28 protein-coding genes and 1 pseudogene are annotated in these 25,709 nt (G+C 44.8%); 13 read left to right on the top strand and 16 right to left on the bottom strand.

Going from position 1 to position 25,709, the window contains the following annotated elements:
• Window positions 1-56 precede the first annotated feature (56 nt).
• On the bottom strand, window positions 57-2,522 hold the full coding sequence (gene fadE / locus AB4589_RS16415) for an acyl-CoA dehydrogenase FadE (RefSeq protein WP_371709470.1): 2,466 nt from the start codon (window positions 2,520-2,522) through the stop codon (window positions 57-59).
• Window positions 2,523-2,850: 328 nt separating this feature from the next.
• Between fadE and lpcA the strand changes: the two genes are divergently transcribed.
• Both lpcA and AB4589_RS16405 read left to right on the top strand, forming a co-directional pair.
• A complete protein-coding gene (lpcA, locus tag AB4589_RS16410; RefSeq protein ID WP_009847390.1) occupies window positions 2,851-3,426 on the top strand; it encodes a D-sedoheptulose 7-phosphate isomerase in 576 nt (191 codons plus the stop codon).
• A 67-nt stretch (window positions 3,427-3,493) separates the two neighbouring features.
• Window positions 3,494-4,339 carry a class II glutamine amidotransferase gene (locus AB4589_RS16405; RefSeq protein ID WP_009847389.1) on the top strand — a complete coding sequence of 282 codons (846 nt, stop codon included), beginning with the start codon at window positions 3,494-3,496 and terminating at the stop codon, window positions 4,337-4,339.
• Between the two features lie 135 nt (window positions 4,340-4,474).
• Here the strand turns inward: AB4589_RS16405 and purN are convergent, their stop codons facing one another.
• Both purN and purM read right to left on the bottom strand, forming a co-directional pair.
• On the bottom strand, window positions 4,475-5,161 hold the full coding sequence (purN, locus tag AB4589_RS16400) for a phosphoribosylglycinamide formyltransferase (protein WP_372101159.1): 687 nt from the start codon (window positions 5,159-5,161) through the stop codon (window positions 4,475-4,477).
• A gap of 120 nt (window positions 5,162-5,281) precedes the next feature.
• Entirely contained in the window at window positions 5,282-6,322 is a 1,041-nt protein-coding gene (gene purM / locus AB4589_RS16395) for a phosphoribosylformylglycinamidine cyclo-ligase (RefSeq protein WP_280604365.1), read from the bottom strand.
• A 169-nt stretch (window positions 6,323-6,491) separates the two neighbouring features.
• Here purM and upp point away from each other — a divergent pair, with 169 nt between their 5' ends.
• Window positions 6,492-7,118 (top strand): uracil phosphoribosyltransferase, encoded by a 627-nt coding sequence (gene upp / locus AB4589_RS16390; RefSeq protein ID WP_004734318.1) that lies wholly within the window; start codon window positions 6,492-6,494, stop codon window positions 7,116-7,118.
• Between the two features lie 150 nt (window positions 7,119-7,268).
• On the opposite strand, the gene AB4589_RS16385 is transcribed toward upp, so the two are convergent.
• Window positions 7,269-8,507, bottom strand: coding sequence for a uracil-xanthine permease family protein (locus AB4589_RS16385; protein WP_102498598.1), 1,239 nt, complete (start codon window positions 8,505-8,507; stop codon window positions 7,269-7,271).
• A 278-nt stretch (window positions 8,508-8,785) separates the two neighbouring features.
• Here AB4589_RS16385 and AB4589_RS16380 point away from each other — a divergent pair, with 278 nt between their 5' ends.
• Window positions 8,786-10,051: a DUF2066 domain-containing protein gene (locus AB4589_RS16380; protein ID WP_280589111.1), complete on the top strand. Its 1,266-nt coding sequence runs from the start codon at window positions 8,786-8,788 to the stop codon at window positions 10,049-10,051.
• Between the two features lie 127 nt (window positions 10,052-10,178).
• Here AB4589_RS16380 and AB4589_RS16375 read toward each other — a convergent pair whose 3' ends face one another.
• From AB4589_RS16375 to AB4589_RS16360, 4 genes are all read right to left on the bottom strand, one after another.
• Complete coding sequence (locus AB4589_RS16375; protein ID WP_004734315.1) at window positions 10,179-10,616, bottom strand: DUF2069 domain-containing protein; 438 nt, start codon at window positions 10,614-10,616, stop codon at window positions 10,179-10,181.
• Window positions 10,613-11,206, bottom strand: coding sequence for an NAD(P)H:quinone oxidoreductase (wrbA, locus tag AB4589_RS16370; RefSeq protein ID WP_102575946.1), 594 nt, complete (start codon window positions 11,204-11,206; stop codon window positions 10,613-10,615). Before wrbA ends, AB4589_RS16375 begins: the two co-directional genes overlap by 4 nt.
• 6 nt (window positions 11,207-11,212) lie before the next feature.
• Window positions 11,213-11,563 (bottom strand): arsenate reductase (glutaredoxin), encoded by a 351-nt coding sequence (arsC, locus tag AB4589_RS16365; RefSeq protein ID WP_102575947.1) that lies wholly within the window; start codon window positions 11,561-11,563, stop codon window positions 11,213-11,215.
• A gap of 139 nt (window positions 11,564-11,702) precedes the next feature.
• Entirely contained in the window at window positions 11,703-13,157 is a 1,455-nt protein-coding gene (locus tag AB4589_RS16360; RefSeq protein ID WP_065681344.1) for a M48 family metallopeptidase, read from the bottom strand.
• A 178-nt stretch (window positions 13,158-13,335) separates the two neighbouring features.
• Here AB4589_RS16360 and AB4589_RS16355 point away from each other — a divergent pair, with 178 nt between their 5' ends.
• On the top strand, window positions 13,336-13,575 hold the full coding sequence (locus tag AB4589_RS16355; RefSeq protein ID WP_004734311.1) for a sulfurtransferase TusA family protein: 240 nt from the start codon (window positions 13,336-13,338) through the stop codon (window positions 13,573-13,575).
• Complete coding sequence (locus AB4589_RS16350; RefSeq protein WP_009847379.1) at window positions 13,568-14,644, top strand: AI-2E family transporter; 1,077 nt, start codon at window positions 13,568-13,570, stop codon at window positions 14,642-14,644. Before AB4589_RS16355 ends, AB4589_RS16350 begins: the two co-directional genes overlap by 8 nt.
• A 138-nt stretch (window positions 14,645-14,782) precedes the next feature.
• Here AB4589_RS16350 and bcp read toward each other — a convergent pair whose 3' ends face one another.
• The gene (bcp, locus tag AB4589_RS16345; RefSeq protein WP_372101152.1) at window positions 14,783-15,253 is read right to left on the bottom strand and encodes a thioredoxin-dependent thiol peroxidase; all 471 of its coding nucleotides are present in this window, start codon (window positions 15,251-15,253) and stop codon (window positions 14,783-14,785) included.
• 12 nt (window positions 15,254-15,265) lie between these two features.
• Window positions 15,266-15,808, bottom strand: coding sequence for a glycine cleavage system protein R (locus AB4589_RS16340; protein WP_102435049.1), 543 nt, complete (start codon window positions 15,806-15,808; stop codon window positions 15,266-15,268).
• A 374-nt stretch (window positions 15,809-16,182) separates the two neighbouring features.
• Between AB4589_RS16340 and dapA the strand changes: the two genes are divergently transcribed.
• Both dapA and bamC read left to right on the top strand, forming a co-directional pair.
• Window positions 16,183-17,061, top strand: a complete 879-nt coding sequence (dapA, locus tag AB4589_RS16335; RefSeq protein WP_004734279.1) for a 4-hydroxy-tetrahydrodipicolinate synthase — start codon at window positions 16,183-16,185, stop codon at window positions 17,059-17,061.
• A gap of 49 nt (window positions 17,062-17,110) precedes the next feature.
• Window positions 17,111-18,157, top strand: coding sequence for an outer membrane protein assembly factor BamC (gene bamC, locus AB4589_RS16330; protein WP_372101149.1), 1,047 nt, complete (start codon window positions 17,111-17,113; stop codon window positions 18,155-18,157).
• Window positions 18,158-18,323: 166 nt separating this feature from the next.
• Here bamC and AB4589_RS16325 read toward each other — a convergent pair whose 3' ends face one another.
• From AB4589_RS16325 to AB4589_RS16310, 4 genes are all read right to left on the bottom strand, one after another.
• Window positions 18,324-18,533 carry a DUF2897 family protein gene (locus tag AB4589_RS16325; protein ID WP_004734277.1) on the bottom strand — a complete coding sequence of 70 codons (210 nt, stop codon included), beginning with the start codon at window positions 18,531-18,533 and terminating at the stop codon, window positions 18,324-18,326.
• Between the two features lie 8 nt (window positions 18,534-18,541).
• Window positions 18,542-19,216 carry a M15 family metallopeptidase gene (locus tag AB4589_RS16320; protein WP_372101147.1) on the bottom strand — a complete coding sequence of 225 codons (675 nt, stop codon included), beginning with the start codon at window positions 19,214-19,216 and terminating at the stop codon, window positions 18,542-18,544.
• Between the two features lie 46 nt (window positions 19,217-19,262).
• Complete coding sequence (gene dapE, locus AB4589_RS16315) at window positions 19,263-20,399, bottom strand: succinyl-diaminopimelate desuccinylase (protein WP_017096838.1); 1,137 nt, start codon at window positions 20,397-20,399, stop codon at window positions 19,263-19,265.
• Window positions 20,400-20,497: 98 nt separating this feature from the next.
• Window positions 20,498-20,845, bottom strand: coding sequence for an ArsC family reductase (locus AB4589_RS16310; RefSeq protein ID WP_269335625.1), 348 nt, complete (start codon window positions 20,843-20,845; stop codon window positions 20,498-20,500).
• 205 nt (window positions 20,846-21,050) lie between these two features.
• On the opposite strand from AB4589_RS16310, the gene AB4589_RS16305 reads away from it, so the two are divergent.
• Complete coding sequence (locus AB4589_RS16305; protein ID WP_004734273.1) at window positions 21,051-21,338, top strand: helix-turn-helix domain-containing protein; 288 nt, start codon at window positions 21,051-21,053, stop codon at window positions 21,336-21,338.
• A 56-nt stretch (window positions 21,339-21,394) separates the two neighbouring features.
• Here the strand turns inward: AB4589_RS16305 and AB4589_RS16300 are convergent, their stop codons facing one another.
• A complete protein-coding gene (locus AB4589_RS16300) occupies window positions 21,395-21,727 on the bottom strand; it encodes a DUF4156 domain-containing protein (RefSeq protein ID WP_372101145.1) in 333 nt (110 codons plus the stop codon).
• A 12-nt stretch (window positions 21,728-21,739) separates the two neighbouring features.
• Entirely contained in the window at window positions 21,740-22,084 is a 345-nt protein-coding gene (locus AB4589_RS16295) for a DUF2956 domain-containing protein (RefSeq protein ID WP_372101143.1), read from the bottom strand.
• Between the two features lie 109 nt (window positions 22,085-22,193).
• Here AB4589_RS16295 and AB4589_RS16290 point away from each other — a divergent pair, with 109 nt between their 5' ends.
• The 4 genes and pseudogenes from AB4589_RS16290 to AB4589_RS16275 all read left to right on the top strand — a co-directional run.
• Entirely contained in the window at window positions 22,194-22,655 is a 462-nt protein-coding gene (locus AB4589_RS16290) for a DUF2919 domain-containing protein (protein WP_032499208.1), read from the top strand.
• A gap of 65 nt (window positions 22,656-22,720) precedes the next feature.
• Window positions 22,721-23,644: a Dyp-type peroxidase gene (locus tag AB4589_RS16285; protein WP_372101141.1), complete on the top strand. Its 924-nt coding sequence runs from the start codon at window positions 22,721-22,723 to the stop codon at window positions 23,642-23,644.
• A gap of 120 nt (window positions 23,645-23,764) precedes the next feature.
• The gene (locus tag AB4589_RS16280) at window positions 23,765-24,898 is read left to right on the top strand and encodes a flagellin (protein ID WP_371709458.1); all 1,134 of its coding nucleotides are present in this window, start codon (window positions 23,765-23,767) and stop codon (window positions 24,896-24,898) included.
• A 297-nt stretch (window positions 24,899-25,195) separates the two neighbouring features.
• Window positions 25,196-25,709, top strand: a pseudogene (locus AB4589_RS16275) (flagellin); the annotation flags it as partial.

Raw genomic sequence — 25,709 nt, 5'->3', positions numbered from 1 at the left:
TTAAGTGAACGGCATTAGGACTCATAGGAGTCCCGTTTTTGTTTCTGTCTCTGACCTTAAGCGACGTTATCAATCGATTGTTCTGGGTACTGAGTCTTTGCTGCAAGCTCCTCTGGTGAGAAGTCATCAACGTTAATTGTGTACAGTCTATGTTCCTCAGCGCTAATCAGAAGATTTGCTTCTTCTTGCGTTAAGATACCTTTCTCAAGTCCCAGCTGAGCGACAAGGTCGAGTCGTAAGAAAGCACGTTTTTGATGTGTTTCTTTACAAACCTTATCAAACAGAGGTTCAGCTTGAAGAATCACTTCTAGCGCTTTTTCAATCTTGCCTACAGGGTTGTATTCCGTTGCTTCCAAGTATTGGCCACGGCCGATACGAGAGCGTGTTTCGCTTGGTGTTTGTAGGATGTGCGCGACTTGGCTATCCAGTTTATCGTTTGGTGCACGACGGATACGGCCAAATGGCATTAACACAACGCGAAGTAGTCGACCAATCACAGGGTTAGGGAAATTCGCCAAGAACTCATCAATCGCGACTTCAGTTTGACGCAAGCTGTCTTGCATACCCCAATGGACTAATGGGAGATCTTCAGCATGGCTACCTTCGCTTTCAAAGCGCTTAAGTGTTGCTGAACCTAGGTAGAGTTGACTCAGGATATCCCCTAGTCTTGCTGATAGGCGCTCTCTGCGTTTCAGTGAGCCGCCTAATACAGCCATTGAAATATCAGACAGTAGCGCTAGGTTAGCACTGTAGCGGTTCAGCTGTTGGTAGTAACGCTGTGTCTGCTTATCCGTTTTATTGGATGGTGTTGGAGCATCTGAACCACGACCGTCGGTTAAACCAAACCACAAGCTGCGGACTAGGTTACTCATAGTGAAGCTAACGTGTCCTGCTAATGCTGAATCAAACTTATCAAGTGCATCGCTGCTTTCCGAATAAGCCGCTTCCATTTCGTTCAGAACATAAGGGTGGCAGCGAATCGCGCCTTGACCATAGATGATCATTGAACGAGTCAGGATGTTTGCGCCTTCAACCGTAATTGCAATTGGTGAGCCTTGGTAACCACGAGCGAGGAAGTTCGATGGGCCTAAGCAAATGCCTTTACCGCCGACGATATCCATCGCATCGATGATGCTGCGTTGGCCACGGTGAGTACAGTGGTACTTCACGATTGCTGAGATAACCGAAGGCTTTTCACCAAGATCGATACCCGCAACCGTCAGGTTACTTGCTGCATCCATTACATAGGCGTTACCTGCTAGACGTGCCAGTGGCTCTTCAACCCCTTCCATGCGACCAATGGGTTGTTTGAATTGACGACGAATACGAGCGTAAGCACCAGTTGCTAATGCTGCAGATTTAATACCACCGGTTGAGTTTGAAGGCAGTGTGATACCACGACCAACCGACAGACATTCAACCAACATACGCCAGCCTTGTCCTGCCATTTTCTGGCCGCCGATGATGAAATCGATAGGCACGAAGATGTCATCACCTTGAGTCGGACCATTTTGGAAAGGCACGTTGAGTGGGAAGTGACGGTTACCAATCTCTACGCCTTTCAAATCGGTAGGGATAAGGGCACAGGTGATGCCAAGGTCTTGCTTGTCACCAAGCAGACCTTCTGGGTCTCTCAGTTTAAAGGCTAAGCCTAAAACGGTCGCAACAGGCGCTAGAGTGATGTAACGTTTGTTCCAAGTTAGGCGCATGCCCAATACTTCTTCGCCTTGCCATTCACCCTTACACACCACGCCGTAATCTGGAATTGAGCCAGCATCTGAGCCGGCTTCTGGGCTAGTTAAGGCAAAACAAGGGATCTCTTTACCTTCGGCTAGGCGAGGTAGGTAGTGGTTTCTTTGTTCTTCTGTACCATAGTGTTGCAATAGCTCACCGGGACCTAACGAATTAGGGACGCCAACGGTTGAGGATAATACGCTAGAAACACCCGTTAGCTTCTGTAGAACTAACGACTGAGCGTAAGCTGAGAATTCTAAACCGCCGTATTTTTTCTTGATGATCATGGCGAAGAATTTATGGTCTTTTAGGTACTGCCAAACTTCTGGTGGTAAATCAGCAAGCTCATGTGTTACTTGGTAATCATTGACCATTTCACACACTGTATTGACTGGGCCATCTAAAAACGCTTGTTCCGCCTCAGAAAGTTTCGGATCCGCAATGTTTTGAAGCTTCTTCCACTCAGGCTTGCCTTTGAACAGCTCTGCTTCCCACCATACTGTGCCTGCTTCCAATGCCTCTTTTTCCGTCTGAGACATTGCTGGTAGAACCTTCTTAAACAAAGAAAGTGCTTTTTGACTAATCAGGGTCTGGCGAATGGTAGGTACAGCAAAGATCGCAACCGCTAACAGGTAGCAAAGCCAGCCAGTAACAGCCACGCCGCCAAGCAGTGTTAATGCTACCATTGCGCCGGTTAACACAATTAACGCACGGACCAGACTAACTCTATGGTAAAGACAGACGCCTAAGATGGCTGTCATGCCGAGTAGGGAGAGCAATATGTTCATGATCGATTTCCTTTTCAGAGATCACTTATTGTTATTAAGTTTAGGTAAGAGGTCTAACCAGTCAAGTGTAAACAAAATATTAAATATTTGTAAAACTCCAAAGTGAATAAAAAGTGATCTCAATAGAGTTAAAGTTCTAATTGTGAGAGGTTGGTGGTGAATATTTGGGCGGATCGACAGTGAGAGGTTAATTAAGATGGCAATCTTTGGGCTTAAGTGTCGACACTATTTCATGTTTGTGGGTAAACTCAGTGATAAAGAGGGGAAAACCCTCAATTCTCATTTCACGCACTTTAAGTTGCGTCAAAAAACATAAGAGATAAGCCAAATGTACCAAGACCTAATCAAAAGTGAATTGAACGAAGCTGCTGACGTTCTGAACAAGTTCTTGAGTGATGACCATAACATTGCTCAAATTGAAGCTGCTGCAAAAATGATTGCAGATTCATTCAAGCAAGAAGGCAAAGTGCTTTCTTGTGGTAACGGTGGTTCACACTGTGATGCAATGCATTTCGCGGAAGAGCTAACAGGCCGATACCGTGAAAATCGTCCAGGTTTTGCTGGTATTGCGATTTCAGATCCGAGTCACCTGTCTTGCGTGAGTAACGACTTTGGCTACGACCACGTATTTTCTCGTTATGTAGAAGCCGTGGGTCGTAAAGGCGATGTGTTGTTTGGTTTGTCGACTTCAGGTAACTCTGGCAACATCCTAAAAGCGATTGAAGCTGCTCAAGCTAAAGGGATGAAAACCATTGCGCTGACCGGTAAAGATGGCGGTAAAATGGCAGGTTGTGCTGATATCGAAATCCGAGTCCCACACTTTGGCTACGCTGATCGCATCCAAGAGATCCACATTAAGATCATCCACATTGTGATTCAGCTTGTTGAAAAAGAAATGGAATAATAGTTTTACAGACATTTGGAGCCTAGGTTTGTGGCTCCATTGGTTTAAATAGGGAGTAGATTAAACCATGTGTGAATTGCTCGGTATGAGCGCGAATGTGCCAACTGATATTTGTTTTAGCTTTACTGGCCTTATGCAGCGTGGAGGCAACACTGGTCCACATCGTGATGGCTGGGGTATTACTTTCTATGAGGGGAAGGGTTTTCGTACATTTAAAGACCCTAATCCTAGTTGTGAATCAAAGATCGCTGAGCTGGTTCAAAACTACCCAATTAAGAGCCAAGCTGTTGTCAGTCATATCCGTCAAGCTAACCGCGGTGGCGTTAATCTAGAAAATACTCACCCTTTCACTCGTGAGCTTTGGGGACGATACTGGACCTTTGCTCACAATGGTCAACTAACGGATTATGATGATCTGATTAGTGGTCGATTCAGACCTGTCGGTGAGACGGACAGCGAACTCTCTTTCTGCTGGTTGTTGAAACAACTTGAAGACCGTTTTCCTGAACCTCCTCAAGATATGGAAGGTATGTTTCGCTTTGTCGCTGAGTGCTGTGACCAGTTACGAGAGAAAGGTGTTTTCAATATGTTGCTCAGTGACGGTGAGTACGTGATGAACTACTGTACGAACCATTTATACTGGATAACAAGACGAGCTCCTTTTGGTAACGCGAGCCTGATTGATGAAGATGTTGAGATTAACTTCCAAGAAGAGACCACGCCTAATGATGTGGTAACCGTCGTCGCAACTCAGCCTCTAACAGACAATGAAGAGTGGTTTAGAATGAAGCCGGGTGAATACGCGCTGTTTCATTTTGGAGAGTTAATTGGCAACAACCACCAAGCGTTGGAAGATGTCGCTTATGCTCCGAAGAAGGTGGCAAGCCAAGCGCCTACTGAACCATTGAGCTAATCTAGTCGATACTATTATTTGTCCTGATTAAAAAAGGCCGCTTACTGTACTAATAAGTCAGTGAGCGGCCTTTTTGTTTTCTGTTTTTTAAGGCTTATTCTTCCGTGATTTACTCTGGGAGAACAACCTTATTAATTACTCTTCTGCGTAACCGTGATTGCCTAATACTTTACCGTCTAAGACAGCTTGCCCGTTTACCATCGATAAACGATCTTCGGCAAACCATTTACAGACCATAGGGTAAATGCAGTGTTCTTGAGTCAGTACTCGATTTGCTAACATGTCAGCATCATCATCTTCAAATACTGGCACCTTAGCCTGTAAGATCACTGGGCCACCATCGAGTTCTTCGGTAACAAAGTGAACGCTGGTGCCGTGTTCTTTGTCTTGCGCATCAATGGCACGCTGGTGGGTGTGTAGGCCTGGGTACTTAGGTAACAGAGAAGGGTGGATATTGATCATTTTCCCCGCGTAATGGCGAACAAACTCTGAACTCAGAATACGCATATAGCCAGCGAGTACGATTAGATCGGGTTGGTACGCATCGATCTGAACCATCAATTCATGATCAAACTCTTCACGGGAGTTAAATTCTTTTGGATTCACCGAGTGAGCGTCAACACCTGCTGATTTTGCACGCTCTAGACCAAAAGCATCCGCTTTATTTGAGAAAACGGCCTTAACAGAGGCGTCAATCGTGTGGCTGTCACAGGCACCCAAAATGGCTTGCAAGTTACTTCCGCTTCCTGAGACTAAAACGACGATGTTTTTCTTAGAGTGACTGTTATTCATAGAATGGCTGTTCTTCATAGAGTGGGTCATGCGATTGGTTAACCGAAGCATTTACAATGTACCTACATAAACTAAGGTTTTCTGCGGGCTAAATAGCAAAATGAGGACCATAAGGTCCTCATTGATTAACTAAGTAAGTGAGCGTATCACTTATTTGATTTCTACTTGCTCTTCGCCAGCTTCAGCGTTTGCGATCTCACCGATAACCCAAGCGTTTTCGCCTTCAGCTTTCAGCAGTTCAACAGCAGCGTCTGCTTGATCTTTAGGTAGAGCAACAACTAGGCCTACACCACAGTTGAAAGTGCGGTACATTTCAAATGTCTCCACGTTACCTTTCTCTTGTAGCCAGTTGAAGATAGCAGGCCATTCCCAGCTCTTGCCATCAATGACTGCTTTAGTACCTTCAGGAAGTACGCGTGGGATGTTTTCCCAGAAACCACCACCTGTGATGTGCGAGATAGCATGAATGTTATGCTCAGCAATCATCTTAAGTGCCGACTTGATGTAAATCTTAGTCGGTTCTAGTAGGTGCTCACCGATAGTGCGACCTTCTAGTTCTTCACTCTTATCAGCACCAGAAACTTCTAGGACTTTACGAATTAAAGAGTAACCGTTTGAGTGTGGACCACTTGAGCCAACAGCGATAAGTGCGTCACCTGCAGCTACTTTAGTGCCGTCAATGATGTCAGCTTTTTCTACAACACCAACACAGAAGCCAGCTACATCGTAGTCGTCGCCTTCGTACATGCCTGGCATTTCAGCCGTTTCACCACCGATTAGTGCACAGCCAGCTTGAACACAGCCTTCAGCAATACCAGAAACAACATCTGCAGCTGTATCTACATCTAGCTTACCTGTTGCGTAGTAGTCTAGGAAGAATAACGGCTCACCACCTTGAACGATTAAGTCGTTCACACACATTGCCACTAGATCGATACCAATGGTGTCGTGTTTTTTCAGATCCAAAGCAAGGCGAAGTTTAGTACCAACACCATCAGTACCTGAAACAAGTACTGGCTCTTTGTATTTCGTTGGAAGTTCACATAGGGCGCCAAAGCCACCAATACCGCCCATTACTTCAGGGCGACGAGTGCGTTTAACAGCACCTTTGATACGGTCTACTAGTGCATTACCTGCGTCGATATCAACACCAGCGTCTTTGTAGCTTAGAGAAGAAGTATTACCACTCACGGGATAGTCCTCGAACTTAAGTTGGATGTGAAAACGGCGCTATTCTAACAGGGCTTGATTACCAAGAGCAAACGTTTGCGCGGTTTTTTTTATTAGAATAAAGATTCTGAAATAACCCCACAGTTCGTGTATAATCTACAGGTTTGTTTAAATATTGCCGGAGTTGGAAATGAAAGTTGTTGAAGTGAAACACCCGCTAGTAAAACATAAAATTGGCCTGATGCGTGAAGGTGACATTAGCACTAAGCGTTTTCGTGAGCTAGCGACAGAAGTGGGTAGCCTTCTAACATACGAAGCGACATCAGATTTTGAAACTGAGCGTGTGACGATTAACGGTTGGAACGGTCCAGTAGAAGTTGACCAAATTAAAGGTAAAAAAGTAACTGTAGTGCCAATCCTACGTGCTGGTCTAGGCATGATGGACGGCGTTCTTGAGCACATCCCAAGTGCACGTATCAGCGTTGTTGGTATCTACCGTGACGAAGAAACGCTTGAGCCAGTACCATACTTCAACAAGCTTGCATCTAACATCGACGAGCGTATTGCTCTAGTGGTAGATCCAATGCTTGCGACGGGTGGTTCTATGATCGCGACTATCGACCTTATGAAAGAGAAAGGTTGTAAGCACTTTAAGATTCTTGTGCTTGTAGCGGCTCCTGAAGGTATCGCTGCTCTAGAAAAAGCGCACCCAGATGTTGAGCTGTACACGGCTGCAATCGATGAGAAGCTAAACGACAAGGGCTACATTGTTCCTGGTCTTGGCGATGCTGGTGATAAGATCTTCGGTACTAAGTAATTCAGTTTCGGTTTAAGTTAATTTAAAGAGTTTTTAAACTTAACTGAACCTGCTTAATTAGCCGTATAAATAAAAGGGAGAGCATTCGATGCTCTCCCTTTTTTGATCTTGTTAGGTTGTGATTCTTTTGAATCCAGCCTTACCGATAAATTAATCGATTTGAGCTTTGTCTACTACGGTGTTGTCGCCTAATTCTTCTGGAAGGACTAGGTTAAGTAGGATTGCCACGATACCACATAAGCTTACGCCCTGTAGGCTAAAGTCACCGATGCCAAATGCCATGCCGCCAATACCGAAGACTAACGTAATACCGACAATCACAAGGTTACGTGATTTGTGTAGGTCAACTTTGCTCTGAATTAGGGTGTTCAGGCCTACTGTTGCGATTGAACCAAACAGTAGAATCATGATGCCGCCCATTACAGGAACTGGAATCGTTTGAAGTAGAGCGCCTAGTTTACCTACCAATGCTAGAACAATCGCTGTTACTGCTGCCCAAGTCATGATTACTGGGTTGAATGCTTTCGTCAGCATTACCGCACCTGTTACTTCACTGTAGGTTGTATTGGGTGGCGCGCCCAGCATAGAAGCGGCAATCGTTGCCACACCATCACCAGTAATAGTGCGGTGTAAGCCTGGCTTCTTAAGGTAGTCTTTACCGGTTACGTTCGAGATAGCAAGCATGTCGCCCACGTGCTCAACAGCAGGTGCAATTGCCACAAACACCATAAAGAAGATAGCGTTGATGTTGAACTCTGGTGCCGTGAAGTTTGGTAGCGCTAACCAAGCTGCTTGAGCTACGGGGGTAAAATCAACGACACCGTATACCAAGCTCGTTACGTAACCCGCAACAATGCCACCAAAGATAGGCAATAATTTAAGGAAGCCTTTCGAGAAAACACTGATGACAATCGTCACTAGCAATGAAATAGACGAGATCCATAACGCGGCGTCTGCATCGATAAGTTGAACCGCACCATCGCCGGTTTTACCTAGCGCCATGTTTACTGCAACAGGCGCAAGACCTAAGCCGATAACCATGATCACAGGGCCAACCACGACGGGTGGAAGCAGTTTATGGATGAAGGCTACGCCACGCACTTTAATCAACGCGCCCATTAAGACATACACAACACCTGCTGCCATTAGGCCGCCCATGGTTGCACCGACACCCCAAGTTTGAATACCAAACATGATAGGCGCGATGAATGCAAAAGAAGACGCTAAGAAGATTGGCACTGAACGGCGTGTAATAAGTTGGAATAAAAGGGTACCGATACCCGCGCCAAAGAGTGCAACGTTGGGATCGAGTCCAGTCAGTAGCGGCACTAATACAAGCGCACCAAAAGCTACAAACAGCATTTGTGCACCTTGCAGAGCATTCTTCATGTTATGTCCTTAAAAATGGTCGTTATATGAAAAGTGAAAAATAAAATTCGCGGGATTCTATCACTTAGCAATCGATTGCCACACCAAATAGATCAAATTTATTTATCTTAGTGATATTTTATATTCGTCAAAGTTCGAAAAATTCAGTTTATAAGTGAGCGATTTATCATGGCCAGGTGATATTTTGTGGTTATTAAACACAGTGGGCGCTATCGACCTTGCCCCTCAATCCATAGTTGCTTATCATCTAGGCACAAGATTTGAATATTAGGATCAGTATGCGCTACATAGCATTGTTGTTGATGGGACTATTAGCCTCTCCGAGTTATGCATTAACTCAAGTAGATATCTTTAGTGCTGAAGTTGCGATTAACGCTGAAAACAAACAGCCAGAACAAGTGGCAAGAAATACCGGCATGGAGCAGGTTTTGATACGTGCGACTGGCCAAACTGATGTCGCTTCGAATGAGACGATTCAAAAGGCGATGCGTAAGAGTTCGCAGTACATGTCTCAAATGAGTTTTGGTGAAAGCAATGACCAATCAACATTGCGCATGCGTTTTAACGGCGCTCAAATCCGTTCGCTACTGACTCAAGCACAATTGCCGTATTGGCCTGATACTCGCTCAAATATCCTTGTTTGGCTGGTGGAAGAACAGAACTACGACAAGAATATTGTCTGGGAACACTCCAACTCACAATTAGCGGCAGGTTTACAAGCCAACGCAAAAGAGCGCGGTTTGCCTCTAACGCTACCAGTGGGTGATTTTGATGACATTACGGGTATTGCGACCTCTGATCTTTGGGGTAGCTTTGTTACACCAATCAGTAAAGCGAGTCAGCGTTACCCGGTTGATGCTGTTCTGGTGATAAAGGCTCAATCTTCAGGTCTACGTTGGACGCTATACGATCAAAAGCCAAACCAATTGACGAGTGCACCAAAATCGCCAGTCAGTGGTTCGCTATCGGGCAACAGCGCGACGACTTCTAAGAAACTTGTCGACCAAATCAGTAATTACTACGCAGGTAAAAGTGCGGTTACAGTAGCAAGTGAATCATCAGAGTCGATTTTAACGCAATTTATTAGCCTGAATAACGCACAAGGCTTCTTCCAATTGGAGAATGCACTTAAGCGTTTAAACTCGGTGGCAAGCTTAGATATTCTGAAAATTCAGAATAACGAAGTCACTTTCCGAATTCACTTATTGTCGACTCAACAAGAGTTTGAGCAAGAAGTGGAAAGCATTCGTCAAGTCGCAAAGGTTGAAGAATCTTATATTGAACCTGAAGTGAGCCCTGAATTTGAAACGCAAGACAACACCATGTCTGTAGGCGATGATTCAGCAGCTGTTACTGATACGACCCTGAACGATGGCGCAGAAGCGACGGCTAACGAAGCAGACCCAAGTGTTCAAGTCATCAAAGGTAGTGAGTTATCAACTGAAGCGGATGCTGAGCTAACGAATACGTCTGGCTCGGAAGAGCTAACAGTTGTTGCGCCAGTACATGCTAAGCCAAGCCTAGTATACGAATGGGTTCGCTAGTGATTGTATTCTGACATGACCGATTGAAATGAATTCATGAAAAAGCCCTGCAAGAGAAATCTCGCAGGGCTTTTTGTTTGTTGTCACTTTTTTCTCTTGATACTAGATCAGGACAACCTAATCCAGGTTACTGCTCGAACTTAGCTTTCTCGGTCTTTTCTACTTCAGAAAGGCGCTTAAGTTTGATGCCTAATTCTTTGGCTCGAAAGCGAGTAAATAAGATATTGCCCGCGAAGCCTAGAGTCGTCAGAAGCAGTTCTACAGCCGCTAATAAGCGCTCGCCACCGTCGACATACAAAATAGTTAATGCGTGTAGGAAGTAGAGCATTAAGACAAAGTTCGCCCAAGCATGCGTATAAGGTTTGCCTGCTAGAATGCCTGGTAATGGCAGTAACAGCGGTATAGCCCAAGCAATCGCAAGCGTTACATTACTTAGATGAGGGTGCGGCGAAAGTGTCATCTGCCAAGCAATCACCCAGAATAAAAGCGACAAGTTGCCCGCTAAAGCAAGGTAGCGGAATAGCTTGGTTGTGGGAGACATCGCCTTCTCTGGCATATACATCATTGAGAAATTCCCTTCTGGTTTATTGCGATGTGCGCTAGGCGTTTGCCTAGGTTTTGCGCCAACTCAATTTCATCTTTGCTTAATGAAGCGCTTTCTCCGGTACTACTCGCACCATAGGGTGTGCCACCAGTTTGAGTGGTGTGCAGCGCAGGTTCTGAGTAGGGGATACCTACTACTAACATGCCATGGTGAAGCAGTGGCAACATCATGCTTTGTTGTGTGGTCTCTTGCCCGCCATGCAGTGATGAAGAAGAGGTAAACACGCAAGCTGGCTTATCGATCAGATCGCCATTAATCCACAGTGATGTTGTGCTGTCCCAAAAGTGCTTCATAGGTCCAGCCATGTTGCCAAACCAAACCGGACTGCCTAGTGCTAAACCATCGCAAGAACGGAGCTCTTGCAATGTCGCGATAGGATCGGTCGGCTGATAACGCGAATTAGGCTGCTCTTCTGCTGTGTATACGTCGTTCACGGTTCTTAACATGGCTTCGCAGTTCGGGATAGATTCAACCCCTCGTGCAATTTGCCTTGCTAGCGCTCGTGTGTTGCCGTGGCGGCTGTAGTAGAGAACAAGAATGTTGATGCTCATATCGGCTTACAGAATCTCTAGCACTTGCTCTGGTGGACGACCAATCTTTGCTTTGTTGTTCACAACAACAACAGGGCGTTCAAACAGTTTTGGATTTGTCGCCATTGCTGAGAATAGATCTTCATCGGTAACAGATGCATCGCCAAGATTAGCCTCTTTGTAATCCGCTTCTTTGGTGCGCATCATTTCGCGAACATTGTCAAAACCAAGCTGCGTGAAAAGCACTTTAAGTTGCTCGATAGTTAAAGGCGTATCTAGGTATTTGATAACTTCTGGCTGTACGCCGTTTGCTTCAAGCAGTTCGAGAGTTTGACGGCTCTTTGAGCAGCGTGGGTTATGATAAATCACGACGGACATGGTTCTTCCTCATTATTATTTTTGATTTAATTGTTCAGTTGAAGCAATTGTTCAGTTGAAGCCACTTGAGTGGCTTCTTTACTATGTAACGTTGAGCTTTCTTTTTCTTCTGACAACGAACCGCTGCCAATAAATACACTTACTGTAACGACAAGAAGCGTTCACGCTGAATCATTAGTTGATCAATTCGGGCGTCGTAACGTGCTTGTTTTAGGCTGCCGAGCTCTGCGATTTGACTAGCCTGCGTATAGTACTGAATCGCTTTGTTCCAGTTGGCTTGCAGTGCCAAGATCTCTGCACGAGCAGCCAGTTCTTCGTCGCTATTACCAAGGCTTGTATTTACTTTTGAAAGTAGGTGCCAGCCGTTGGTGTCGTTCGGGTTATCGTGCGTGTAACGTTGCAATACGCGAACGGCTTCCTGTAGGTCTTCATTTTCAATCAGTGCATTGGCGTAGTTAATGGTCAGAACTGGGTTGTTTGGTTGACGAACCAGTGCCGATTTAAGTTCCTTAATCGCAATCTCAGGCTGCTTCTTCTCGATGTGAAGATCCGAAATGGCATCTAGATAAAACAGGTTGGTTGGATCGCTGTTGATGAGCTTGGTCAGAATCGGCTCAGCTTTATCTAATTTTTTAGAATCTAAGTAAACCAGTGCTTGGCCATACTCTAATGATGGAACCAAGGCTTTAGGTGCTTTTTTCAGCTTGCGTTCAAACCAGTCCAAGGCCGCATCATTGTTGATTCCCGCATAGCGCGCGACAATGCGAGCTCTTGCTAGATGGTAATCCAGTGATGGAGCCAGTTTAAGTGGCGGATAGCTGCGAGCGCGAGCGCGTGAATCGGTGATTCGATCTTCTGGTAATGGGTGAGTCAGCAGCATTGGGGGTGGTGTGCTTGCATAGCGGTATTCATCAGCCAAACGACCGAAGAAACGCGGCATCGCATTCACATCGAACCCTGCTTTCGCCAGTGTATTGATACCAAAGCGGTCAGCTTCTTTTTCATTACTACGAGTGTAGTTGATCTGGCTCTGCATGTTACCAGCGGTTGTGGCAGTTAGAGCTGCGATACCTGCTTCAGGTGCTGCAATGGCCAATAATACAGAGGCTGCTAGCGCTGCGATGGTTGCTGGAGAACGACGAGCTTGATCTTCCATACTACGCGCTAAGTGACGTTGGGTAACGTGCGCGATTTCGTGCGCCAATACTGAAGCCAACTCACTTTCAGATTGTGCATGCAGGAACAGACCTGAGTGCAAAGCAACATAACCACCAAAGAATGCAAAGGCGTTGATGTTGCGGTCTCGGATCATAAAGAACTGGAAAGGTGTCTTTACATCATTCGCGCTTGCGACAAGACGGTGGCCAAGCGTATCAATGTACTGGTTGAGAACCGGGTCGTTTACGATAGGCTGGCTGCTTCTGATGATGCGCATGTAGGCATCACCATAGATAAGTTCTTGGTCGATAGTGAGGGTGCCGCCAGCAGCGGTGCCGATATCGGGTAGCTCCAAACTGTTGGTATTCGCCAACGTTGGGGTGCTTAATGTAGCTGCGATGCATAAGCAAGCAATTGAGCGAGCGCGTTTAAACATATTAGTCAGTAATACTCCGTTTCTTCTGACAGTAAGACAAGTGCAATGCAAATTGGTTCTTTATCTGATGTAACCTTTGCCGAGTGCGTGCGCTATCATGAAGGAAGATGAATGAATGATGGCGCGTTTTCAAAAACAGATTACAATACGACCCTTATAATAAGCATCGAGCTCAAGAATGACACCTAATATTCTAGATTTACGCCAAGAGCGCTGTCCAATGGCACTATTATTAGCCAAGCGTCACAGTGTAAAGTTAGAAGTAGGGCAATCATTGTCAATTTATGTCTCTGATAACAGCTCAATGAAAGATATTGTTACTTTTTTGTCTAAGCAAGCCTATGACGTCATCACTGAGGTTTGCTCTAATTACTATCATCTCCTCGTCACTAAAAAGGAATTGCAGTCAGATGCTTGAAATGGTCAATCGTTGGTATAAACGACGTTTCTCTGATCCCCATGCTGTCAGTTTGGTTGCCATCATTCTCTTCGGCTTTATTACGATCTACTTCTTTGGTCATCTCATCGCGCCATTGTTGGTGGCTATTGTATTGGCTTATTTACTTGAGTGGCCGGTTACCCAACTCCAAAGACTTGGTGTTCCAAGAACCCCTTCAGTGATGTTGGTGATCTTAATGTTCTTTAGCGTGATGTTGCTGGCGCTGTTTGGTTTAGTGCCTACCATTTGGGAGCAAGTGGGTAATCTCATCAATGATATTCCAAGCATGTATGGCGGCTTACAGAAGTTCATCGCGACGATTCCCGAGCGCTATCCTGAGTTAGCAAACTTGCAGATCGTTGAATCGATTGTGTCTAACGCGAAAAACAAAGCATTAGGCTTTGGTGAAAGTGTTGTTAAAGGTTCTTTAGCTTCTCTTGTGAGCTTGGCTACGCTTGCGGTTTACTTGATTCTTGTGCCGTTGCTGATCTTCTTCTTACTAAAAGATAAAGAAGAGATGATCAGCATGGCGAGTGGTGTGTTGCCTAAAAACCGTCGTCTAGCGACCAAGGTTTGGGTTGAGATGAACCAACAAATCTCGAACTATATTCGCGGCAAGGTACTTGAGATCTTGATCGTCGGTGGTGTCAGCTACGTGACCTTTGCGATTCTAGATTTACGTTATTCAGCTCTGCTGGCTGTCGCGGTTGGCTTCTCGGTACTGATTCCTTATATCGGTGCGGCAGCTGTGACCGTTCCAGTTGCGATTGTTGGCCTGTTCCAGTGGGGATTAGAGCCTCAGTTCTACTGGCTGTTATTGGCTTACGGTATTATCCAAGCGCTAGATGGCAACGTGCTCGTTCCTGTTCTGTTCTCTGAAGCCGTGAACCTACACCCAGTAGCGATTATTGTAGCGGTGTTGGTGTTTGGCGGACTGTGGGGATTCTGGGGCGTATTCTTTGCTATCCCGCTTGCTACGCTGGTGAAAGCGGTTTGGAATGCTTTACCGAGTCATGCTCTCGACGATGACCCTGAGCATCAATCGTAATTGAAGATCAATACAGTTGAGTAAGTATTAAAAAGGCCGAATATCCATGATATTCGGCCTTTTTGTATTTGGATTAGTCAATTGTGAACTTAGATCATCTAGGTATGAAATTAGGTCATCAATTCACTAGAAACAACATTAAGCTTCTGGATTGAAGTAGTCTAGAACCACTTCGTGGTGAGTCTTAGTCTTGAACTTGTTGAAGACGTGTTCAATCTGACCTTCTTCATCAATTAGGAAGCTAATACGGTGCAGACCGTCGTACACTTTGCCCATGAATTTCTTCTCTCCCCAAACGCCAAACTGTTCAGCAACGCTGTGGTCTTCATCAGATAGCAGTGTGAAGTTTAGAGATTTCTTCTCGACGAAATTTGGTAGGCGTTTTACTGGATCAACACTCACACCAAGAACAACCACATTTAGGTCATCAAGTTGTGCTTTGATATCACGCAGGCCTTCAGCTTGCACAATACAACCTGGAGTCATTGCTTTTGGGTAAAAGTAGAACAGGATTTTTTTACCCTTGAAGTCACCAAGAGATACGATATTGCCATCTTGATCTGGGAGAGAAAAAGCAGGTGCTGGAACACCAGCCGTTAGCGTATTCATGACATTTCCTTTTTAGAGACTGTTTTTAATAAAGTTGAGCGAGCCTTGTACGGATAGGCTCTGACACAGCGCGTCGAATTCTTCTTGTAGCTGCATCAAATTACATTCTGATTGCACAGAAGCGGTAATAGAGATATGGAATTGGTCGTTGTCGAGCTGAACTTTAGATTTATTGATGGTTCGGGCGCTCAGCGAGTCGAGTCCTATGTTGCGGTCAGCAAAGAACTGAGTGAACTGCTCGGTAAGGCCGATTTTATCTTCTGACTCAACGAACACCTCTACTGTGTAAGAGTTCTCAATCACATCATGAGTTGAGGTTCGCTTCATAATCGTAATCAAGTCGTGCTCTTGTCCAAGCAAGGGCAAGGTGGTTTCAACGCGGGTGATGTTGTTTGCCTTTCCAGACAGCAGCATGATAAGCGTAAATTCTTCGCCAAATAGAGCGATACGGCTATCAATAATGTTACAGCCTGATTGGGTGACTAAATGAACCACTTGGTTGCATACACCTGGGCGATCTGTGCCCACAGCTGTGATTACTAGATGTTGAGTCATAAAATCACGTCTCTTTATATTCCATTGATTCATGCATGTTAGCACAGTTAGCTCGTGGAATAAGCGTGCGTACGGGGCTTTTTATGAGGCACCTTGCTTCTAACATGCAACCAATGATAAGAATATCGAGAGCGTTAAAAAATGAGATTGAGCGGTGAGAGCACAGCTTACTTGTTACTGACATCCAGTGCTGTGCTATCCGCTAGATTGAGCGCAGGTTACCCAAATTCTCGGTAGAACGCCGTTAGAAGTCGTTTTACCTCAAACATACGACAATATTTAATGCAGATGTTGCCGGTAAGCCACTTTAATGTCTTGTGTTTATTGATTGGCTTACAGTAACATGCAAAAAGAATAAATTAAGGGAGATAGACATGTTTTCAGGAAGTATCGTTGCGCTAGTTACGCCATTTAATACAGATGGTGAAGTGGATTTCGACAGCCTTAAAAAGTTAGTTGAGCACCATGTTGCTGCAGGTAGTGATGGTCTGGTTGCGGTTGGCACAACAGGTGAGTCTTCAACACTCACTATTGAAGAGCATGTCAAAGTCGTCAATAAGATCGTTGAATTTGCTGATGGTCGTATTCCCGTTATCGCTGGTACAGGTGCAAATGCAACTCACGAATCTGTCCTATTCAGCCGTTTGCTGAATGGTTCTGGTATTGCTGGTTGCCTGAGCGTAACGCCTTACTACAACAAACCGACTCAAGAAGGTTTGTACCAACACTACAAAGCGATTGCTGAAGTCAGTGACGTTCCACAAATCCTATACAATGTACCAGGTCGTACTGCTGTAGACTTGTTACCCGAAACGGTTGCTCGCCTTGCTGAGATCGAAAACATCGTTGCACTTAAAGATGCGACGGGTGATCTCGACAGAATTGCAATTCACCGTGAACTTTGTGGCGAAGATTTTATCTTACTAAGTGGTGATGACTTAACAGGTCTAGAATTTGTTAAGCGTGGTGGCGATGGCGTGATATCTGTAACAAACAATGTTGCAGCCGCTGATATGGCAACCATGTTCAAGTTAGCGAAAGAAGGCAAGTTTGAAGAAGCAGAAGCGATCAATGAGCGTTTGATGCCTCTACATAAGAATTTGTTCGTTGAGTCCAACCCTATTCCCGTAAAATGGGCGGTTCATAAAATGGGTCTGATTGCTGAAGGTGGCTTACGTCTACCGTTGACTGAATTGTCAAAGCCAGCTCAACCCGTTGTTGCTCAAGCAATGACTGAAGCGTGCATTTACTAAAAACGTATGAAGTAATGCCGAAGTGAACCTTCGGCATTTAGGAGTATAAATGAAGTATTCTCACCAGCTATTGATTGGATCACTGGCTGTTTTCGTTCTTACAGCATGTTCTGGCAGCCCGACTCAACGTCGCCAAGCCAAAGATGATTTCGAATACTTAGAAACACCTGAGTTTTCACAATGGCAGCTGCCTGAAGATGCTCAACCTCAGTTCTATCCAAATTTTGACATCCCAAGTGGTGAGTTCAGTGGTGGTACAGGCCGTGAAGTGGATATTCGTCCGCCGCAACAGGTTCTTGAGCTGATCCCAGGTGCTCGAGCTGAACGTCAAAATGGTGAAGTGACACTATGGCTTCTTCGTGCTGAAGAGGCAGACCGCGTGTGGCAAACGGCTGTAGATATGCTGGCACAACGTGGCATTGGTATTCGTGAACAGTCAGAAAACGATATTGAGACCGATTGGGTTACTTGGGTTTCTGAAGATGAAGAAGTAGAGATCGGCAGTCGCTACTCTATCTCTCGTTTCCAAGCGAACAACCGCCATGGCTTCAAGATCAACCTTATCGATTGGCGTGAAGGCTCTGAAGAGAAGCCGGTATCGGCAACCAATAAGGAGCGTTACAACGCGTTCTTAACGAACCTAGTGATGGCTAAGTACGATGAAAACCTTCGTGCTGAAGCGGCGTTGAAAGCACAAGCGCTGGTTAAACGCATTCCAATCTCAATGGGTGCTGACCGCAGTGGCTTCCCTGTGATCATTGCTCGTACTCCATACAATGTATTGTGGCAGCGTTTGCCTACCTTGCTACCGACGATGGGCTTTGAGCTTGAAGAGCGTAACCAGTCTCAAGGTACTGTAAAAGCTAAGTATGCTGCGCCAGATGATGAATTCTGGGAAACAATTGGCCTACAACCCATTGATTTGGCTCCAGGCACTTACACTTTCTTGTTTGGTGATCTTGGTAACCGTACGTCAATTAACGTAACGGATGCATCAGGTAAGCCAGTAGAAGAAGAGCTACTGAAGTCAATGGTACCGGTACTAGCACATGTTGCTGACCAAACCAAAGATGACAAAGAAGCTGATGCAGAGTAAGTAAGCTGAATGAGCATAGCTGAAAAACCACAGAGTAAGTCATATCAGCCCTGTGGTTAGCTAAAGCCAATAAAAAAGAGGACACATTGTGTCCTCTTTTTTGTATTCGTTGATTAGTCGTCAGCGGATTATTAACAAATTAGATTGGCTCCTTAGAGCTACAAAATTAAGCGTCCTTGTTGTCCGTAGACTCATCTTTTTGAGCTTTCTCTTGGTTCTGTTTATCCAATTGATTGAGCTTGTCTAAGTCTTTCTCTGTTTTGTTACGACCAGTCAGATCCATATTGGCGGTCTGTTTGAGCGCAGCAATATTACCCACCACAACGCTAACCACGATGATGATGATAACCCAAGGGTTTGTAAGCCACTCTAACATAAGCGCTCCTAATGACTGATATTCGCCACGAAGCGCGCATAGATCTCGTCTAGCTGCTCCGCAATAATTTCATACCCTAATATTGGCTTAGATTGGAGTTGCTTGCCAAGTAAAGTGGGAGATAACTGTGATAAACACAACTGTGAAACTTTACGGTGGCTTATATGCCAAGGTTCTATCGCCACACCACCAAGGTCTTGGCTGTAAGGAAAGAAGAATCCAAACTGAGATGCGTTGGCAGACAGCCATTGGTAAAACACTTGCTGGTGGCCAGTGAGGTATTCCCATGGTTCCAGTTGTAGCTGAGTCCCCTCAGGTAAGTGATTACGAGCAAAGACATCAAAGTCACAACCCCAATGGTGACGACTCGCTCCGGGAAGCGCAGACCACCTAAGAATCGCCGACAACTTTTGATGTTCACTGAGTGTTGAAGCATCCAGTGGTTGGCTTTCTGAGTCTAATATCGGTGCTTCACCAGAAAACTTGCGGTTCCAAATCAGAGATTGCCTTTCATAGTCGCGAAAGCCACTGGCAATCTCCATTTTAAAACCAGCGACTTGAGCAGCTTCAATCAAGTTGTTCAGTTCATCTTTGACATCACTGTGGACCAAGAAGGTCTTGGTGCCAATCAGGCTAGGTTCCAGATGAGAATCTGATTGTCCGGTAAGCTGCTCTGGTGTCATAACGCGTCTCTCAATAATTAGATGCTATCAATCGCTGATCAAAGAACTATTTAGCGAACAGGTTCACTAGTGTTCTTTCGTACATGTCGGTTAGTTTCTCTAAATCAGCCACTTTCACGCACTCGTTAACCTTGTGAATGGTTGCATTCACAGGGCCTAGTTCTACCACTTGTCCTTTCATGCGCGCAATAAAGCGTCCGTCAGAAGTACCACCTGTGGTAAGCAGTGCCGGCTTGACATCATTCACGTGACCTACTGCATCGACAATAGCATCAAGCAACGAGCCTGCGTCGGTTAAGAACGGGTCGCCATTGAATGTCCATTTTAAATCGTATTCGAAATCGTACTTGTCGAGTGTATTTGTGATTCTTTCAACGATGATGTCGTTGTTTAACTCTGTGCTAAAGCGAAGGTTAAACTGAACATTAAATTCACCAGGAATCACGTTTGATGCGCCAGTGCCCGCACTTACATTTGGGATCTGGAAGCTGGTTGGTGGGAAATAATCATTACCTTTGTCCCACTCGGTCGTCGCCAATTCATTGATCGCAAGCAGAGAGCTGTGTACCGGGTTGTTCGCAAGGTGAGGGTAGGCAACGTGACCTTGTGTGCCTTTAATCGTTAGATCGCCAGTGATAGAACCACGACGGCCGTTCTTTACGACATCACCTACGTACTCAGTACTTGATGGTTCGCCAACAATACACATGTCGATGTTCTCACCACGAGCCATCAATGCTTCGACAACGCGCACTGTCCCGTTGATGAACGGGCCTTCTTCATCTGACGTGATAAGGAAACCGATTGAGCCTGTGTGATCAGGGTGCTTAGCAATGAACTGTTCTACAGCCACAACCATTGAAGCCAGAGAACCTTTCATATCTGCCGCGCCGCGACCGTGTAGGAAACCATCTACGATAGTCGGTTCAAATGGCTTAGTGTTCCACTGCTCAATTGGGCCTGCAGGTACAACATCAGTGTGACCAGCAAAAGCAAATAGGGGGGCTTCGGTACCACGGCGAGCCCAGAAGTTCGTCGTATCTTCAAATACCATCACTTCGATTTCGAAACCTAGCGCTTTTAAGCGTTCAATCATCAGGTCTTGGCAGCCTGCATCTTCTGGTGTTACCGATTGACGGCTGATTAGGTCTTTTGCCAGAGCCAAAGTTGGGCTGTCTGTCATCCTTGAGTTCCTTGTTTAAATTAAACGTCTAGTCATTAATTTTTAGGGCGCAGATTCAATGATCAACGTCCGTTGTCTGTCTATGTAAATAATACGCTTTAAGCAAAAATAGCCGCGTATTGGTCGGCTTTAAATCCGATGTGAAGCTTACCCTCAACTTTCAATATTGGACGCTTAATCATTGCCGGTTGTTCAACAAGCAGAGCAACGGCTTTTTCTTCCGTTAGCGTGTCTTTTTGCTCTTGAGAAAGTTGGCGGTAAGTCGTACCACGTTTGTTTAACACAAGCTCCCAACCAAGCTCTGAACAGAAGCTTGTTACTAACTCTTCAGTGATGCCTTGTTTGCGATAATCGTGAAATTCGAACTCGATACCTTCAGCTTCTAGCCATTTTTTTGCTTTTTTGATGGTGTCGCAATTCGGAATGCCAAACATAGTGATAGTCATTATTCTTCCTTTGGGTGATTTTATTTCGTTGTTATGAGTTGAATCCTATCAGGAAGCGGCAATTCAGACAAAATAGAGTGAGGAATATTTCATAGAGTGAAAAAAAACAGTAAGAAAATGTCACTATTGGAGACTTATTGATCAGCCTCAACATGTTGTCAGCAAAAAAAGAAATAATTGAGTTGCACATATATAGGAGGTGTCAATGGAGTTGAGTCCTGTTTTTGCAAGGCGGCTATATTTAGCATTGTTAGTGGAAAGCCTTGATAGGCCAAATGTGCCTAAACTCATCGAAAAAACGGGGTGGCCTCGTCGTACTATTCAAGATGTACTCAAGGCGTTACCGGGGATCGGTATTGAACTTATGTTTGTTCAAGATGGGCGACGTCATAATGATGGCTATTACCAATTATCCGACTGGGGGCCATTTGACAGTCAATGGGTTATCCAGCGTAAAGGCGATATAGCAACAAGCCTTGGATTTAGTGCATAAGCCAGCGAGAGCTGGCTTTCTTCTTTCTACTCCTTACCGATTAGCGATAAGTCGAATTAGCGACACCGATAAGCGGTGCCCAACATGGTTACGGAAGTCGCAAAATCTTGGGGAAGTGTGAAAATTACGGTGTCCGCACCTAATCCAATAGCATTGGACTTTAGCTCATTCATTGCGCCTTGAATCAGAGTGTCGTTCGGGTAAAACAGGTAACTATACCAGTGGCCTTCGCTGCCGGTGACTTCCCCTTTATATTCGCACTTGTTGATATCAATCAGTCCGTGGTAATCCATTTGTACTTGGTCAGATTCGCTATGTGGGACTGTTGTCGGTGTCGTGCACCCGACTAATATGCCTGTCATAGATAAAGCGACTAATTCCTTTTTCATACATTTATCCTGCTATTTCATCAAATAAATCGCGAAACCTACCCAGCTTGCGATCAATAGTAACCACGGCAATTTGCTGGCGTGATTTGATGTTGTTTCAACAATTGTGTCTACATTGTTCTCTTCGTCTAGATTAGTTTGTTGAGTTTGCTTCTCTTTCTGTACGCGTTTTCTTGCTTTATCGGCTTGGCGGCTGCGTTCTTTTTGCTGTTTCTTATAAAGTGCGATGCCTTTTTCGATACCTTGAGCAATTAATTTTGTTTGTTCTTTGGTTTGAGCTGGCTTTTGCGTCGCTTTGGCTATCTTCAGTGCTTCTTGTTGAGATTCAACAGACGGTGTATTAGTTTTCTTTTTCATACTGAGTTCGACAATTAAAACGGATTAACCAATAAGATAACGCAAACCTAGTTAAGTATGAATGATTTGCGTTAAAGTGTTGGTTTGAAAACAAGTGAAAGTGAGAGTTGTGCGGTACTCCATAGAACAATACGATAAACACGGCTTTTTGAAAGCCCCAATCTTATTATGGTTAGGTTGGCTGTTTCTTGCGAAAGCTTTGGTCGTTTTCATTGTTGCGGGCGCAAGCCGAGAGTCGGGAACGGATATTCTTGAGACCATCTATCCAGACCACCAGATGTTTTATGTCGGGATTGCGTTGAGTGTCCCTAGTTTGTTATTGATGTGGTTGTTTGGACTAAGATCTCCAGATAGAAAGCGCCTTAACAAAGTCGTGTCATGGGGACGTTGGGTTACCATGATGGCTATCTTGGCACAGGGCTCCCACACAATTTATTTAATCTATTTGGATAACGGATGGTTCCGTTGGTCAAATGCTATCACCCTATTATTGCTCCTCTGGTTAGCGCTTTATTTAACCAATAGCCATGCCGCTAGGGATTGCTTTAAAGTGGTTGAGCACGAAGACTGATTCTCATCAAAACATTTGTACCATTCACAATTATACTTAGAAGCTAAAACTGGAAGGAATAATCTATGCTTAATGTTTCAAATGAGCAGCCTAACGTTCAAAGTGCTATTTTGCCTGAAGCTGGGCCTTTCGCTCTTTATGTTCAATTTAAAGTGAACGCTAATACTGCTAATGTACTAGCAGAAATTCAGAAGCTTCCGACTCTAATCGACGAGCTAAACCAAACTCAACCTGATGCGAACCTAACGGCGTCGATAGCGTTCTCAAAAGCTTTTTGGGATAAGTTCGAGCAAGCTGCTCCCTCTGATCTAATTGATTTTCCTGCGCTTGGTGAAGGTGATATCACAGCACCGAGCACACTGTCTGATGTTTTGATTCACTGTCATTCAAACCGACATGATCTGCATTTCTTCATCCTACGTAAATTGCTATCTGAAGTAGCGGCAGACGTTGAAGTAGTGGATGAAACTTACGGTTACCGTTTCCTAGACTCACGTGACATGACTGATTTCGTTGATGGCACTGAAAACCCGAAAGACGCGCAGCGTGCTGAAGTGGCGATTGTGCCTGAAGGTGAATTCGCAGGTGGTAGCTACGTAATGGTGCAACGTTTTGTGCATAACCTGCCTGCTTGGAATAGATTAAACGTATCGGCGCAAGAGAAAGTGGTTGGCCGTACCAAGCCAGATTCAATCGAGCTAGACGATGTTCCAGCGGCGTCTCACGTTGGCCGTGTGGATATCAAAGAAGAAGGCAAGGGCCTTAAAATTGTTCGTCATAGCCTACCTTACGGCACAGCAACAGGCGATCACGGTTTACTGTTCATCGCTTACTGTAATGTTCGTCATAATTTTGATGCGATGTTAGAGAGTATGTACGGCGAAACAGATGGCAAAACAGACCAACTGCTTCGCTTTACTAAAGCCGTCACTGGCGCTTACTACTTTGCTCCTTCAGCTGAGATGTTGAGTGCACTAACGATTAAGTAAGTCGTCTCAAATAGAATAAACAAAGGGAGCCTCATTGCTCCTTTTTTTTAAAGTTTTATATAAATAGGTCGATACAAGAGCAATCGTAAGTTTTATTCATCTTTTTGCAAGTGAAGGTCTATGGCTATAACTGTTAATACGAATGTTTCAGCATTAGTGGCTCAGAGGAATCTCTCTAATGCCAATAACATGCTGAATCAATCTTTGGAGCGCTTGGCTTCAGGGAGTCGTATTAATAGTGCAAAAGACGATGCTGCTGGCTTACAAATCTCTAATCGATTAGAAGCACAGATGAGCGGCATCGATGTTGCGGTTCGAAATGCTAACGACGGTATCTCCATTATGCAGACAGCAGAAGGGGCGATGAATGAAACCACCAATATCATGCAACGCATGCGAGACCTGTCACTGCAAGCGACTAATGGTTCGAATAGCCAATCGGAAAGGACGGCTATTCAAGAAGAAGTAACCGCCTTAAATGATGAGCTAAACCGAATTGCGGAAACCACTTCATTTGGTGGGAAAAAGCTCCTTAACGGTAGCTTTGGTAGCTCGTCATTTCAAATCGGTGGCAGCTCTGGTGAGGCGGTGCAGATAGGTTTGAAAAACATGCGCACCGATGATATCAACATGGGCGGCTTTAGCTATGTTGCTAATAGTTTGGCAAATGATTCGTGGGAAGTTAAATCCAACCAGAATGATATGAAGATGGCGTTTACCGATCGTTTTGGTCAGCTTCAAGAGATCAACATTAATGCCAAGGCGGGCGATGACATTGAAGAGCTAGCGACTTATATCAATGGTCAAACGGATCTGGTTTCGGCTTCCGTCAATGATGACGGGCAGCTTCAGATCTACATGTCAGGCGAAGACACGGCAGGCACGATCTCTTTCTCAGGCTCATTAACCAGTGAGCTTTCGATGTCGGCGGGTTATTACGAGTCAGTCGATGATATTAATGTCACTGATGTTGGGGGAGCACAGCGCGCCGTGTCTATTTTGGATACAGCGATGAAGTATGTTGATAGTCACCGTTCTGAACTCGGGGCGATGCAAAACCGCTTTGACCATGCGATTAATAACCTTGAAAATGTTCATGAGAACTTGGGGGCATCAAACAGTCGAATCAAAGATACAGACTACGCCAAAGAAACCACTCAAATGCTCAAACAACAAATACTGCAGCAAGTCAGTACCACTATTTTAGCTCAAGCTAAGCAAGCGCCGAACTTAGCTTTAACGCTGCTAGGCTAATAAATTAGGTTAATTCTTATAAAGGTATTCTCGGTTAACTCAAGTCCTTTGGTTAATTAAAATACAATATTTCCCCCGGCTGACTTTTCGACAACTTTAGCCTTTTTCTCATCTTTTTTTGATAATTTCACTGCCAGTCACGCTTTCTTATCCTTTCTCGCTATTTCTTTAATTTTGTTGCTTTTTTTCTAAAGGTTTCAGCATTCACGCCGTTATTAAAAGTAACTTAGAGATAACTACTTGGTTTTCCGAGACGTCGGAAGCCGCTATACCGGAAAATCAATTGGAGAAATCACCATGGCAGTGAATGTAAATACCAACGTATCAGCAATGACAGCACAACGTTACCTAAACAGTGCAAACAGCGCTCAACAAACATCAATGGAACGCCTATCTTCAGGTTCTAAAATCAACAGCGCAAAAGATGACGCTGCTGGTCTGCAAATCTCGAACCGTTTGAACGTTCAGAGCCGCGGCCTTGATGTTGCTGTACGTAACGCGAACGATGGTATCTCTATCGCTCAAACAGCAGAAGGTGCGATGAATGAAACATCAAACATTCTACAACGTATGCGTGATTTGTCTTTGCAATCAACAAACGGTTCAAATACCAAATCTGACCGTGTTGCAATCCAAGAAGAAGTTACAGCACTGAACGATGAACTAAATCGTATTGCTGAAACAACCTCTTTTGGTGGCAACAAGCTGCTTAACGGTACTCACGGTACTAAGTCATTCCAAATTGGTGCAGACAATGGTGAGGCAGTAATGCTTCAACTGAAAGACATGCGCTCTGATAACGACCAGATGG

Origin of the sequence: Vibrio sp. 10N.222.49.A3 (genome assembly GCF_041475145.1) — a bacterium.
In the GTDB taxonomy this organism is placed as follows: Bacteria; Pseudomonadota; Gammaproteobacteria; order Enterobacterales; family Vibrionaceae; genus Vibrio; species Vibrio tasmaniensis_A.
The sequence above is the reverse complement of the archived record's forward strand: the minus strand, read 5'-3'. Positions and strand labels throughout refer to the sequence as shown.